General features: G+C 62.9%; 16 protein-coding genes. 14 read left to right on the forward strand and 2 right to left on the reverse strand.

The annotated features are described in order from the left end of the window. Positions 1 to 90: 90 nt before the first annotated feature. The 14 genes from V6765_RS07275 to trmB all read left to right on the forward strand — a co-directional run bounded on the left by V6765_RS07275 (position 91) and on the right by trmB (position 12,729). The gene (locus V6765_RS07275) at positions 91 to 582 is read left to right on the forward strand and encodes a universal stress protein (RefSeq protein WP_448427452.1); all 492 of its coding nucleotides are present in this window, start codon (positions 91 to 93) and stop codon (positions 580 to 582) included. A gap of 110 nt (positions 583 to 692) precedes the next feature. Then, complete coding sequence (locus V6765_RS07280) at positions 693 to 1,259, forward strand: NifU family protein (protein ID WP_448427453.1); 567 nt, start codon at positions 693 to 695, stop codon at positions 1,257 to 1,259. Positions 1,260 to 1,267: 8 nt separating this feature from the next. Beyond that, positions 1,268 to 1,921 carry a tRNA (adenosine(37)-N6)-threonylcarbamoyltransferase complex dimerization subunit type 1 TsaB gene (tsaB, locus tag V6765_RS07285; protein ID WP_448427454.1) on the forward strand — a complete coding sequence of 218 codons (654 nt, stop codon included), beginning with the start codon at positions 1,268 to 1,270 and terminating at the stop codon, positions 1,919 to 1,921. A 313-nt stretch (positions 1,922 to 2,234) separates the two neighbouring features. Then, positions 2,235 to 2,723, forward strand: coding sequence for a GNAT family N-acetyltransferase (locus V6765_RS07290; RefSeq protein ID WP_448427455.1), 489 nt, complete (start codon positions 2,235 to 2,237; stop codon positions 2,721 to 2,723). Positions 2,724 to 2,783: 60 nt separating this feature from the next. Continuing rightward, positions 2,784 to 3,212 carry a Fur family transcriptional regulator gene (locus V6765_RS07295; RefSeq protein WP_026173597.1) on the forward strand — a complete coding sequence of 143 codons (429 nt, stop codon included), beginning with the start codon at positions 2,784 to 2,786 and terminating at the stop codon, positions 3,210 to 3,212. A 10-nt stretch (positions 3,213 to 3,222) separates the two neighbouring features. Next, positions 3,223 to 4,008, forward strand: a complete 786-nt coding sequence (locus tag V6765_RS07300) for a lysophospholipid acyltransferase family protein (RefSeq protein WP_448427456.1) — start codon at positions 3,223 to 3,225, stop codon at positions 4,006 to 4,008. A 61-nt stretch (positions 4,009 to 4,069) separates the two neighbouring features. Beyond that, positions 4,070 to 5,440, forward strand: coding sequence for a tRNA (N6-isopentenyl adenosine(37)-C2)-methylthiotransferase MiaB (gene miaB, locus V6765_RS07305; RefSeq protein ID WP_448427457.1), 1,371 nt, complete (start codon positions 4,070 to 4,072; stop codon positions 5,438 to 5,440). Between the two features lie 246 nt (positions 5,441 to 5,686). Beyond that, entirely contained in the window at positions 5,687 to 6,718 is a 1,032-nt protein-coding gene (locus V6765_RS07310; protein WP_448427590.1) for a PhoH family protein, read from the forward strand. Position 6,719: 1 nt separating this feature from the next. Continuing rightward, positions 6,720 to 7,226, forward strand: coding sequence for an rRNA maturation RNase YbeY (ybeY, locus tag V6765_RS07315; protein ID WP_448427458.1), 507 nt, complete (start codon positions 6,720 to 6,722; stop codon positions 7,224 to 7,226). Positions 7,227 to 7,239: 13 nt separating this feature from the next. Continuing rightward, positions 7,240 to 8,448, forward strand: coding sequence for a hemolysin family protein (locus V6765_RS07320; protein ID WP_448427459.1), 1,209 nt, complete (start codon positions 7,240 to 7,242; stop codon positions 8,446 to 8,448). A gap of 31 nt (positions 8,449 to 8,479) precedes the next feature. Then, the gene (gene lnt, locus V6765_RS07325; RefSeq protein ID WP_448427460.1) at positions 8,480 to 9,946 is read left to right on the forward strand and encodes an apolipoprotein N-acyltransferase; all 1,467 of its coding nucleotides are present in this window, start codon (positions 8,480 to 8,482) and stop codon (positions 9,944 to 9,946) included. Between the two features lie 243 nt (positions 9,947 to 10,189). Continuing rightward, a complete protein-coding gene (locus V6765_RS07330; protein WP_230720642.1) occupies positions 10,190 to 10,603 on the forward strand; it encodes a helix-turn-helix domain-containing protein in 414 nt (137 codons plus the stop codon). A 179-nt stretch (positions 10,604 to 10,782) separates the two neighbouring features. Beyond that, complete coding sequence (gene metK / locus V6765_RS07335) at positions 10,783 to 12,021, forward strand: methionine adenosyltransferase (protein WP_448427461.1); 1,239 nt, start codon at positions 10,783 to 10,785, stop codon at positions 12,019 to 12,021. Beyond that, entirely contained in the window at positions 12,022 to 12,729 is a 708-nt protein-coding gene (trmB, locus tag V6765_RS07340; RefSeq protein WP_448427462.1) for a tRNA (guanine(46)-N(7))-methyltransferase TrmB, read from the forward strand. A gap of 30 nt (positions 12,730 to 12,759) precedes the next feature. Here trmB and V6765_RS07345 read toward each other — a convergent pair whose 3' ends face one another. Further along, the gene (locus V6765_RS07345) at positions 12,760 to 13,011 is read right to left on the reverse strand and encodes a BQ00720 family protein (RefSeq protein ID WP_230720645.1); all 252 of its coding nucleotides are present in this window, start codon (positions 13,009 to 13,011) and stop codon (positions 12,760 to 12,762) included. A gap of 78 nt (positions 13,012 to 13,089) precedes the next feature. Continuing rightward, positions 13,090 to 13,485 (reverse strand): Hsp20 family protein, encoded by a 396-nt coding sequence (locus V6765_RS07350; protein ID WP_448427463.1) that lies wholly within the window; start codon positions 13,483 to 13,485, stop codon positions 13,090 to 13,092. Position 13,486: the final 1 nt, after the last annotated feature.

Raw genomic sequence — 13,486 nt, forward strand, 5'->3', positions numbered from 1 at the left:
GGATGGAGCGTTTTCCTCGCGAACGCGCTCCAGCCGCAGTCTTGTCTTCAACAGCCGTGCGGGCTTTCTTGAGATTGGTGGGGTGACTCAATGGTTTCCAAACGTCTTTCCGGCGAGGCCGGACATCGCCGAAAATTCATGGCCATCGTCGACGATACGCCCGAATGCATCCGCGCCGTGCGCTATGCCGGCCGCCGCGCCAAGAATTCCAATGGCGGACTGGTGCTGTGCTACATCATTCCGCAGCACGATGCCCAGGAGTGGATCGGGGTTCAGGAAATCATCCGCGCCGAGGCGCGCGAAGAGGCCGAGGCGATCGCCAACCGCTCCGCCGAGAATGTGCGCGAGGCGATCGGCATCGATCCGGAAATCGTGATCCGCGAGGGCGACCGCGCCGAGGAGATCAATGCCGTGGTCGAGGAAGACCGGGATATCGCGATCCTGGTTCTGGCGGCCGGCCCCGCCAAGGAAGGGCCGGGGCCACTGGTCTCGATGCTCGCCGGACGCGGGAATGCGTTCACGATACCGGTCACGGTTCTGCCCGACGGGCTGGACGACGCCGATATCGATGCGCTCTGCTGACCCTTGCGTTTGCCCGCCCAAGGGCCGATATAGGAGCAAAGACGCCTTGCCGGCGCAAACCGGTGCCCGCTGGATGCGCTCCAGCCGCCCGAACTGATTTGGAGATGGATATGTTCATCCAGACGGAAACGACGCCCAATCCCGCGACCCTGAAATTCCTGCCCGGACGCGTTGTCATGGAAGCCGGCAATGCCGATTTCCGCAGCGCCGATGATGCGATCGTCTCGCCGCTTGCGACCCGGCTCTTCGCCGTGCCGGGCGTGGAAGGCGTGATGTTCGGCTATGATTTCGTTGCCGTGACCAAGGGCGCTCCGGAATGGCAGCACCTGAAGCCAGCGATCCTCGGCGCGATCATGGAGCATTTCCTGTCCGGCGCGCCGGTGATGGCCGAGGGCGCTTCGCCGGCGATCGATCCCGACAGCGACGAGGAATTCTTCGATGAAGGCGACGAGACCATCGTGGCCACTATCAAGGAACTGCTCGAAACCCGCGTTCGCCCGGCCGTGGCCCAGGATGGCGGCGACATCACCTTCCGCGGCTATCGCGAGGGCACGGTGTTTCTCAACATGAAGGGCGCCTGCTCGGGCTGCCCGTCATCCACGGCGACGCTGAAACACGGCGTCCAGAACCTTCTGCATCACTTCGTTCCCGAAGTGCGGGAAGTCGAAGCCGTCTGAGGATTGCAATGCTGATCTTGGCGCTCGATACGGCCCAGGCGGATTGCTCGGCCGTGGTATATGATTGCGCCTCGGGCTCAGTCATCGGCCGGTGCGTCGAAACCATCGGCAAGGGTCATGCCGAGCGGATGATGGCGGTGATCGATGCCGCGCTTACCGAAGCCGGCATCAAGCCCGCGGATATCGACCGCATCGCCGTCAATATCGGTCCGGGCTCGTTCACCGGGGTGCGCATCGGCGTGGCCGCCGCGCGTGCTCTGGCGCTGGCGGTGAAGGCCGAGTGCGTCGGCGTGTCATCGCTGGCTTCCATTGCGTATCAGCATCGCATGGCCCGGCCGGACAGCGCCGTGATGGCGACGCTCGATGCCCGGCGCGGCGAGGCCTTCGCCCAGGTTTTCGACGCCGACGGCAAGCCCCTGTCAGAACCCGCCGCCCATGCCTATGACGATCTCGCCGACGTTGCCCGGGAGCACTGGGCGCTCCCGGTCGGTACCGGCGCCATCGTCGCCGGTCTCGCCGAGCCGATGCCGGAAGACCGCGTGACCATCGAAACGATCGCCATTCTCGGCGCAAGCACTGAGCCCGGCCCGCCCGTCTCGCCGCTCTATCTGCGCGCCCCCGACGCCAAGCCGCAACTCGGCTTCGCCGTCGCTCGCGCGTGAGGAGGCCGCTTATGCCTCTCGCCGATACATCAGCCGCAAAGCCCCCCAATCTTCTCGCCCCGGAGGGGAGAGATGTCGCGACAGCGACAGTGAGGGGGGAGAGCCTCCACACGGGCGCCCTCACGCGACTGACGCACTGCTCCACCCTCACTGCCCCTTTCGGGGCATCTCTCCCGCCAGCGGGAGAGAATATCGGGAGCGAGCTCCGGCCTTCGGGTGTCGTCTCATCGCTGGCGAGATCGGCGAGGATGGTTGATGCCCTTGCTCGATCCATCTCCAGTCGCGAGCTTTGTTTCAACGGGGGAGGTGCCCGATGCTGCCTTCCTTCCTGAAGCGTAATCCCGAATTCGATCTCTTTCGGCTTGAGGATGAACATCTGCTGCCTGCCGCCGATCTGCATCGCAAGCGGTTCTCGCCGTCCTGGAGCGCGGGGGAGTTCCGCAAGCTTCTGGCGCAAAGCCCGGTTTACGGCTTTATCGTGCGCCCGGCGCAAGGGCGGGCGGAGGCGGCCGGGTTCGTGCTGGCGCGCAGCATCGGCGACGAATCGGAAATCCTCACGATCTGCGTCGACCGCCAATTTGCCCGCAACGGTCTCGGCTGGCGTCTGATGGTCGCGTCGATGCAGGAGGCGCGGGCGATGGGGGCTCACGCCATGCTGCTTGAGGTCTCGGCGGAAAACGCCGCGGCGCTGTCGCTCTATCGCAAGCTCGGCTTTGTCGAGGTCGGTCGGCGAAAGGCCTACTACACCCACGACGACGGGACGCGGACCACCGCGCTTGTCATGCGGCGCGATCTCGGCTAACCCGAGACCGTGAACGACGCTCGGTCGGCATTGCCGGCCTCAACCGCCGGTGCGCTCTCTATGAACGATCTGACCAAAACGCTTGAGGAAATCTGCGCCGAACGCGGCATGCGCATGACCGAGCAGCGCCGGGTCGTGGCGCGCGTTCTGCAGGAGGCGGAGGACCACCCGGACGTGGAGGAACTTCACCGCCGCGCCGCGCTGATTGATTCGCGCATCTCGATCTCGACCGTCTACCGCACCCTGAAGCTGTTCGATGACGCCGGCATCATCGCTCGCCACGATTTCCGCGATGGCCGCTCGCGCTACGAGACCCTTCCCGAAGAGCATCACGACCACCTGATCGACCTGAAGAGCGGGACGGTGATCGAGTTCCAGTCGCCCGAGATCGAGGCGCTTCAGGAGCGGATCGCCCGCGAATATGGCCTGAAGCTCGTCGATCACCGGCTCGAGCTCTACGGCGTCCCGATCAAGGGCAGGGGCGAGTGAGTCGGGCGCGATGATCTATCTGCGCTATGTCTACGTCGCTGTCGTTCTGTTCCTGACAACCATTATCCTGTCGCCATTGCAGATATTGGCGCTGTGGCGCGGCTGGAAGATCGCCCGCAAGCTGCCGCGCTACTGGCATGTCGTCGCCTGTTTCGTGCTCGGCATCCGCATTCATGTTTATGGCGAGATCGAGCGGCAGCGTCCGCTGCTGTTGTCGGCCAATCACACCACCTGGCTCGATATCGTGGTGCTGGGACGGGTCGCCGAGGTCTCCTTCATCGCCAAGTCGGAGGTCAAGACCTGGCCGATCTTCGGCCTGTTCGCGCGGCTGCAGAATTCGGTGTTCATCGAACGCGCCGACAAGCGCGGCACGGGACGGCAGGTGGGCTCGATCGCCGATCGGCTTGCCGGCGGCGAGATCATCATCCTGTTTCCCGAAGGCACGACGTCTGATGGCAACCGGATCTACCCGATCAAGTATTCGCTGTTCGGCGCGGCCTCCACCGCCGTTCCGCTGTCGCCTACGGGCAAGGTGCATGTCCAGCCGGTGGCGGTCGCCTATACCGGCATCAGGGGGCTGCCGATGGGGCGGTTTCTGCGCCCGATCGTCGCCTGGCCGGGTGATGTCGAGATGCTGCCCTCGCTTGCCGGCGTCATCAAGGCGCGCGCGCTCGATGTTGATGTCTGTTTCGGCGAACCCGTCGTGTTCGATGCCGAGACCCGGCGCAAGGAAGCTGCGGCGCAAGTCGAGGCACGCATGCGCAGGCTCCTTGCCGAGCGACTGCGCGGGCGCTGACCATTTTTTGATTTTGTCTTTTTTGATTTTCTCCGCGGTCAAAGCGCGTTAAAAGGCCGCCATGAGCGAACAGACAACACTTCCGGTCGACAATCAGCGCAAGGTCTTCATCAAGACCTATGGCTGCCAGATGAACGTCTACGACAGCGAACGCATGGGCGAGGCGCTGGCGGCCGACGGCTATCGGCCGACGGAGGTGATCGAGGATGCCGACCTCATCCTGCTCAACACCTGCCACATTCGCGAGAAGGCCGCCGAGAAGGTCTATTCCGCGCTCGGGCGTTACCGCGACCTGAAGGCGGAACGGGCGAAGCAGGGCCGCGAAACAATGATCGGGGTCGCGGGCTGCGTTGCCCAGGCCGAGGGCGAGGAAATCCTCCGCCGCGCGCCGGATGTCGATGTGGTCATCGGGCCGCAGACCTATCACCGCCTGCCGGAGGCGCTGCGCAAGGCCAAGACCGGCGAGCGCGTCGTCGATACCGAATATGCGGTCGAGGACAAGTTCGATTACCTGCCGAAGAAGGAACGCGGCGTTCGCCCGAAGAATGTTTCGGCATTCCTGACCGTGCAGGAAGGCTGCGACAAGTTCTGCACCTTCTGCGTGGTGCCCTATACCCGTGGTTCGGAAATCTCCCGCTCGACGAAACAGATTGTCGATGAAGCGCGCCGGCTTGCCGAAAACGGCGTGCGCGAGATCACGCTGCTCGGCCAGAACGTCAATGCCTGGCACGGCGAGAGCGCTGAAGGGGCCGACTGGGGCCTTGGCGATCTGCTGTTCCACCTTGCCGAGATCGATGGCATCGAGCGGCTGCGCTACACCACCAGCCATCCGCGCGACATGGATAACCGGCTGATGCAGGCCCATCGCGACCTGCCGAAGCTGATGCCCTATCTGCATCTGCCGGTGCAGGCCGGTTCCGACCGTATCCTGAAGGCGATGAACCGCCGCCACACGGCGGAGGAATATCTGGCGCTGATCGAGCGCATCCGCGCCGCCCGCCCGGATATCGCTATGTCTGGCGATTTCATCGTCGGCTTTCCCGGCGAGACCGAGGAGGATTTCCAGGCGACGCTCGCGCTTGTCGACAAGGTGCGCTACGCCCAGGCCTTCTCCTTCAAATATTCGCCCCGTCCCGGCACGCCCGGCGCGGAGCTTGGCGATCAGGTGCCGGAGGCCGAAAAGGCCGACCGGCTGCAGCGGCTTCAGGCGATGCTCACCCGCCATCAGCTCGAATTCGCGCAATCGCGGGTCGGCATGGAAATGGACATCCTGCTGGAAAAGCCCGGCCGCAATCCGGGCCAGCTCATCGGCCGTTCGCCCTGGCTGCAATCCGTCGTGATTGATGGCGGAGAGGCCGAAATCGGCGATCTGGTGCGGGTGCGCATCACCGATGCGGCCACCAACAGTCTCGCCGGCGTGCGGATCGCCTGATTGATGACAGTCCGATGAATTTGTCGGGGCGAAATACAAATCGCTTCACAAAGTTGAGAATCGCGATTAGCCTTCCTATATGAAGCTTGATTGGCGAACAGAGACTCACATTTCTGCCGTTTTCCTTCTGTCTTTGACTGAACGATCCCCTATGTATCGTATCGAAGAGGACGCTGCCGGCCTGAACCCGGACAGCGGAGCGCTTTGCGTTGAACCGAGGAGCAGAACCGCTTGACCGCTACTGAAATGGTTGTATCGCACGGAAAACCGGCCGGCCCGGATGCCAGCCACTTCGTGCTCACCTTCGAGAACAATCGCTATGCCAGCGAATTGTTCGGTCAGTTTGACGAGCATCTGAAATTGCTGGAAAAGGAGTTGGGCGTCGATGCCGTGGCGCGCGGAAACTCCGTGGCGCTGAGCGGTTCGACGCTCGCCACCCACCAGGCACGCCGGGCGCTGGATTATCTTTACGCCCAGCTTCAAAAGGGCGCGCAGCTGGAGAAATCCGATGTCGAAGGCGCGGTCCGCATGGCGCGCGCGGCTGACGACCAGTTGACCCTGCCGACACTGGAGCGCAAGGCCAGGCTTTCGATGTCGCAGATATCGACGCGCAAAAAGTCGATCGCCGCCCGCACCCCGGCCCAGGACGGATATATAAGGGCGATGGAGCGCAACGAACTGGTGTTCGGCGTCGGCCCCGCGGGCACCGGCAAGACCTATCTCGCCGTCGCCTATGCCGCCCAGCTTCTGGAGCGCGGCGCTATCGAGAAGATCATCCTGTCGCGTCCGGCCGTGGAAGCCGGCGAACGGCTGGGCTTCCTGCCGGGCGACATGAAGGAAAAGGTCGATCCCTATCTGAGGCCGCTTTATGACGCGCTTTACGACATGATACCGGGCGACCGGGTGGAGCGTGCGATGACGGCGGGCGTGATCGAGATCGCGCCGCTCGCCTTCATGCGCGGCCGCACGCTGACCAATGCGGCGGTGATCCTCGACGAGGCGCAGAACACGACCTCGATGCAGATGAAGATGTTCCTGACCCGGCTCGGCGAGAATTCGCGCATGATCGTCACCGGCGATCCGAGCCAAGTGGACCTGCCGCGCGGCGTCAAGTCCGGCCTTGTGGAAGCGCTCGACGTGCTGAAGGGCGTCGAAGGCGTGTCGACCACGCGCTTTACCGACAAGGACGTGGTCCGCCATCCGCTGGTGGCCCGCATTGTCGCGGCCTATGAAGGCCGGGGACGCGCGCCGCAGACCGATGAAGGCGGCGCCGCCTGACATGGCCGCATTCGATTTTCAGGTGAGCCGGGAGGCTGAGGGCTGGCCGGACGAGGCGCAGCTGGAAGCGCTGGTGTCCGACGTGATCCGGGTTGCAGCGCTCTATCTGGAAAAGGAGGAGGGGCAGCCGTTTCCAGCCCAACCCGTCGAATTGTCGCTGGTGTTTACCGACGATGAGGCGATACGGGAAATCAATGCGGAGTGGCGTGACAAGGACAAGCCCACCAATGTGCTGTCCTTTCCCGCCTTTCCGATAACGCCTGGCGCAATGCCGGGGCCCATGCTCGGCGATATCGTAATCGCGCGGGAAACCGTGGAGCGCGAGGTCGGGGAGCTCGACAAGAGCTTCGACGATCATCTTACCCATCTTCTGGTGCATGGATTTCTGCATCTTTTGGGGTATGATCACATTGAAAACGACGATGCGGAGGTTATGGAGCGTCTGGAGACTCGCATTTTGGCCACACTTGGCCTATCTGATCCCTATCAGGGCAGCGACCCTCTCTAACGCCTAAGGAACGATGAACCAGCAACAGATAGTGCCGCTCGGTGACAGCGGTCAGGATTCCGACGACGGATCCGAGCTCGACGAGCCTAACAGTCCGGAGACGGACAGAAATACTCAGAAATCGTCAGCCTCGCCCCTCAAGGGCCTTCTCCTGTACTTCAAGCGCAACGGGCACGGTTCTTCGCGCCTGCGCGAAGATCTTGAGGATGCGCTTTCCCCCGACAATTCCAGCGACAACGACTTCTCGCCCGAAGAGCGCGCGATGCTCAACAACATCCTGTCCTTCCGCGAGGTGCGGGTCGAGGATGTGATGGTGCCGCGCGCCGATATCGATGCCGTGGACCAGTCGATGACCATCGGCGAGTTGCTGCTGGTGTTTGAAAACTGCGGCCATTCGCGCATGCCGGTGTTCTGCGAAACGCTGGATGATCCGCGCGGCATGGTCCATATCCGCGATCTCTTGGCCTATCTCTCCAAGCAGGCGCGCGGACGAAGGCGCGGTCGTCCGGCGAACGCCCGCGAGGCCGCCAAGAACGGTACGTTGAAGGCGAACGAGGTCAAGCCGACGGAGAGGCAGACCAAGCCGGCCCAGAACGCGTTCGACCTCGGCAAGGTCAATCTCGACAAGACCATTGTCGAAGCCGGGCTGATCCGGCCGGTGCTGTTCGTACCGCCCTCCATGCTCGCCTCCGACCTGTTGCAGCGCATGCAGGCGGGCCGCACCCAGATGGCGCTGGTGATCGACGAATATGGCGGGACCGACGGCCTGGTGTCGCATGAGGATATCGTCGAGATGGTGATCGGCGAGATCGATGACGAGCATGATTCCGAGGAAGCGATGTTCACCCGCGTTTCCGACGATGTCTATCTCGCCGACGCGCGCGTAGAGCTTGAGGATATCGCCGAGGCGATCGGCCCCGATTTCGAGATCGGGGAGCACGCCGAGGATGTCGATACGCTGGGCGGGCTGATCTTCTCGACCATCGGCCGCATTCCGGCGCGCGGCGAGGTGATCCAGCTTTCGGGCTTCGAGGTTCATATTCTGGATGCCGATCCGCGCCGAATCCGCCGCGTCAGGATATTGCGCAAGCGCGGCCCGGCGCGCCGTCGTTCCGTTGCCCGCGCGGGTAGCCAGGAGGAGGGGCGCGATCAATCCCGGCATGAGGAGCATGACGTGTCCTATGACGAGGACACCGACAGCGAAACGCCTGACGAGCGATAGGCGGCGCTGACCGAGCGGAAGGACTGCTTCTTTGCAACGGCTTTCAGCCTATCTTGCAGACCTTTCGGGCTGGCCGCGGCGGTGGATGCTGTTTGCCGCTGGCGCGGTGGCCACCTTTGCGCTGGCGCCTTTCGGGCTGACGCCGGTGATGTTCATCGCCTTGCCGCTTATGGTGATGGTCATGGACGGCGCGCTTTCGGACAAGGCGCTGAGGCCGCGCCTCAGGGCCGGCTTTGCGGTCGGCTGGTGGTTCGGCTTCGGCTACTTCGTTTTCGGCCTGTGGTGGCTTGGCGTCGCGATCTGGAAGGATGGCGCGTATTGGGCGCTGCCGCTTGCCGTTCTCGGCTTCCCGGCGGGGCTTGCGCTGTTTTACGGACTGGCGGGGGCGCTGGCGGCTTCTTTCTGGCGGCCCGGGCCTTTGCGCCTGATCGCGCTCGGCGCGGCGATGGTCGCGGCGGAGTGGCTGCGGGGCCATGTCGCGACCGGTTTTCCCTGGAACGCGATCGCCTATACCGCCGTGCCGACGCCGCTGTTCATGCAGGCGATCCGGTTGACCGGGCTCTATGTGATGAGCGGCCTTGCCGTCTATGTGTTCGCAAGCCCCGCGCTTCTTGCCGCACGATCCGGCCGGCGTATCGGACTGGCGCTGGCCGTCGTTTTCGTGGCCGTCGATATCGGCTATGGCTGGTACCGGCTCGCTACCGTGCAACCTGCCGACGGGCGCGAGGTGGGGCTTCGGCTGGTTCAGCCGGCTTTTGAGGAGGTCGACTGGCGCACGGAGGAAGGCCGCGAGCGGGTGTTCGCCACGCTGCTGGAGCTCTCTTCCGATCCCGCCGGATATACCGGAAAGAGCCCCGATATCATCATTTGGCCGGAAAGCGTCCTTCCCTTCACGATCGAAGCGCGGCCCGATGCGCGCACCGCGATCGGCGAGATGCTGAAGCCGGGACAGACGCTTGTGTTTGGCGCGGCAAGCTTTGCCGGGCGCAAACCCGATGGCTGGCCTGAATTCTACAACGCCGTCTATGTGGTGGATGATGCCGGGAGAACCGTTTCCGTTTCCGGCAAGACCCATCTCGTGCCCTTCGGCGAGTACCTGCCATTCGAGGATTTCTTCCGCGCGATCGGGCTGGAGGCGCTGACGACACTGCCGGGCAGCTATGTTCCTGTTGATAACCGCCAGATGCTGCTGCTCCCGGATGGCGCCGCGCTGTACCCGCTTATCTGCTATGAGGCGGTGTTCCCGCGGCTGGTGGAGGGGCAGGCGGCCGGTGCGTCAGCGCTGGTAAACGTAACCTATGACGCCTGGTTCGGGCGGACGCCCGGGCCCTTCCAGCACTTCGCCCAGGCAAGATTGCGGGCGGTCGAGGCCGGCAAGCCGTTGATACGCGTTGGCGAGAACGGCGTTACGGCGATCGTTGACCGATACGGCCGCATCATCGACCGGCTGCCATTTGACCGGCGTGGCGTACTCGATGGTAGGGTCAGCTTACGTTAGGAAATTGTGAGATATGCGCCGTCTCGCGTGTCCTTAAATTGCCACACTATTTGCTGAATTAGCAAATCTTTACTCATCTCATGGTTTTATATTTCGCGCAGAATTGACCGCTTTACTCCAAAATTGCATAGTGACCTCACTTGGCACTCAACTATGGCTTTTTGGTCGCTCAATCGACGGGTTGCATAACTCTCCGGCACAGTGACTGGGCCCTTATGTCAGGTTAAAAAAACAGGACGAACAATGACAGAAAACAAGAAGAAGCCGAACCCCATTGACGTGCACGTCGGGAGTCGGATCAGGTTGCGCCGGACAATGTTAGGAATGAGCCAGGAGAAACTCGGCGAGAGCCTTGGCATCACCTTTCAGCAGATTCAGAAATACGAAAAGGGCACCAATCGCGTTGGCGCCAGCCGACTGCAGAACATTTCGACCATCCTCAACGTTCCGGTCTCATTCTTTTTCGAGGACGCACCCGGCGAACAGGGCGTTGGCGCTGCGGGAATGGCGGAGGCTTCGAGCTCGAGCTATGTGGTCGATTTCCTCTCGTCTTCGGAAGGGCTTCAGCTGAACCGGGCCTTTGTGAAGATCAACGACGCCAAGGTTCGGCGTCGGCTGGTGGATCTGGTCAAGTCGCTGGCGGCTGAAGCGGAATGAGGTAACGGGCTGATTTTGACGCATTGTGGGGGAGAGCGCTCCGCTCTCCTCGGGTCAAGGCATGCGTCAAAATTCACCTGGCTTTGAGGACATAAAGATATACTGATATCGTTGTGCGCTTGTCATAGCCACGCGAAGCGTTTATCAAAATCGGGCCAATTTCTATGTGGGGAATCCCGATGCGCGCCAACTATCTTTTCACTTCCGAATCCGTTTCAGAAGGCCATCCGGACAAGGTCTGCGACAGAATTTCCGATGAAATTGTCGACCTCGTCTATCGCGAGGCCGTGAAGACCGGCGTCGATCCCTGGTCGGTGCGCGTCGCCTGCGAAACACTGGCCACCACGAACCGCGTCGTCATCGCCGGCGAGGTCCGCCTGCCGCCGAGCCTGATGAAACTGGACAAGAACGGCAAGGAGATCGTCAATCCCTCGCGGTTCAAGTCTGCCGCGCGCCGCGCCATCCGCAATATCGGCTACGAGCAGGACGGCTTCCACTGGAAGACCGCACGCATCGATGTGCTGCTGCACGCCCAGTCCGCCCACATCGCCCAGGGCGTCGACAGCGCCGCCGACCGGCAGGGCGACGAAGGCGCCGGCGACCAGGGCATCATGTTCGGCTTCGCCTGCCGCGAAACCCCGGAACTGATGCCGGCGCCGATCTACTACGCCCACCGTATCCTCCAGACCCTGTCGGAAGCGCGCAAGGGCGGCGAGGGCGAGGTGGCAAAGCTCGGGCCCGACGCCAAGAGCCAGGTCACCGTGCATTACAAGGACGGTAAGCCGGCCGCCGTGACATCGATCGTGCTTTCGACCCAGCATTTCGACGAAAGCTGGGATTCGCAGAAGGTTCGCAGCGTGGTCGAGCCCTATATCCGCGAAGCGCTCGGCGAACTGCCGATCGCCGATGATTGCGTATGGTACATCAACCCGACCGGCAAGTTCGTCATTGGCGGGCCGGACGGCGATGCCGGGCTTACCGGCCGCAAGATCATCGTCGATACCTATGGCGGTGCGGCCCCCCATGGCGGCGGCGCGTTTTCGGGCAAGGACACCACCAAGGTCGATCGCTCGGCGGCCTATGCCGCGCGCTATCTGGCCAAGAACGTGGTCGCGGCCAATCTCGCCGAGAAATGCACCATCCAGCTTGCCTACGCGATCGGCGTCGCCCAGCCACTGGCCGTCTATGTCGACCTGCACGGAACCGGCAAGGTAACCGAGGAAGAGGTGGAGAAGGCGATCCGCGCCGTGATGGACCTGTCGCCCTCCGGCATTCGCCGCCATCTCGACCTCAACAAGCCGATCTACGCCAAGACCGCTGCTTACGGCCATTTCGGCCGCAAGGCCGGGCGCGACGGTTCGTTCTCCTGGGAACGGCTCGATCTGGTGAAGCCGCTGAAACTGGCTCTGAAAGGCTGATTGCGTAAGGTGACCGGCGACAATCAGAATTCAACCGGGCGGGCGTTTTTCGGCCGCCGCAAGGGCAAACCTCTGCGTGAGCGGCAGGCGCGCAACCTCGCCGAGCTGTTGCCCACGCTCGCGATCGATCCCGGCACGCCGGCACCCGCCGATCTCCGCGACGCTTTCGCGTCGCCGGTGGAGCGGGTGCGGCTCGAGATCGGCTTCGGCGGCGGCGAGCATCTGTTCCACCGCGTCGAGGAAAACCCGGCAACCGGCTTCATCGGCGTCGAGCCCTTCGTCAATTCCATGGCAAAGCTGCTTGGCCGTGTCGAGGAGCGCACGCCGGGCAATCTCAGGCTCTATGATGACGACGCCGTCGATATTCTGGACTGGCTGCCCGATGCCTCGATCGACCAGATCGATCTGCTCTACCCGGACCCGTGGCCGAAAAAGAAGCACTGGAAGCGCCGCTTCGTCTCGCAGCGGAACCTTGAGCGGTTCCACCGGGTGCTGAAGCCGGGCGCGATGTTCTGCTTTGCATCGGATATCGACAGCTACATCAACTGGACGCTGCTGCATTGCCGAAAGCATGGCGGCTTCGAGTGGCAGGCGCGCGGGGCTGCCGACTGGCTGACGCCCTACGACAACTGGCCGGGAACGCGTTACGAGGACAAGGCGAAGCGGGAAGGGCGCGGCAGCGCCTATCTGACGTTCATACGGCGTTGAGGAAAGCCCGAAGGTTGAATGCGGGGCGCTTCAGTGCAGCGTGACCGTCTTCAGGTCGTCTTCCATTGCCTTGAAGAACACGCTGGTCCGGTTTTCGGTCAGAAGCAGCAGCGCGCCATCCGCGCTGAAAAGGGCCCAGAGCTTGTCCGCGGTCTTGAGGTTGGCCGCGTCCGGGAAATGGCGCAGCGCTTCGGTCCGCTCGAATTCGCGGAAATAGCCGAGATGCCCCGTGCCGAATTCTGCGAGACTTTCGAGGGATTGTTCCGCACCCGGGATTTTCATGAAGCGATTTCCTGCAAAAGACTTGAGACATTCAGGCAGACCGTCCGCAAAGGTCGGAAGCCCGTTGTTTTTCCAAGCCTATTGTGAAACGGAAATCTTAATTTTTCGTACCTCCTGAGGATGTTGCGCGAGGTCGATCGACAATAATCCGCGCTCCAGGCCTGCGCGGATCACCTCCATGCCATCGGCAAGCGCGAACTGGCGGCGGAACTGGCGACCGGCGATGCCGCGAAACAGGTATTCGCCCTCGTCGCGTTCCTCCGCCTTGCCGCTGACGATCAGCACCGAGCCCTCGATCACCACATCGAGCTCGCTTGCGGCAAAGCCGGCAACGGCGAGCGTCAGGCGCAGAAAGCCGGGTTCCGCGCCGCCGGGAAACCAGGCGACATCGAAGGGCGGGTAGCCGGATGCGCCTTTCAGGCTGTCCTGTCGGTCGATGAGCCGCGGGTCGAATCTGAGGTCAATTCTGGGCATG

Source organism: Martelella sp. FOR1707 (assembly GCF_053484265.1).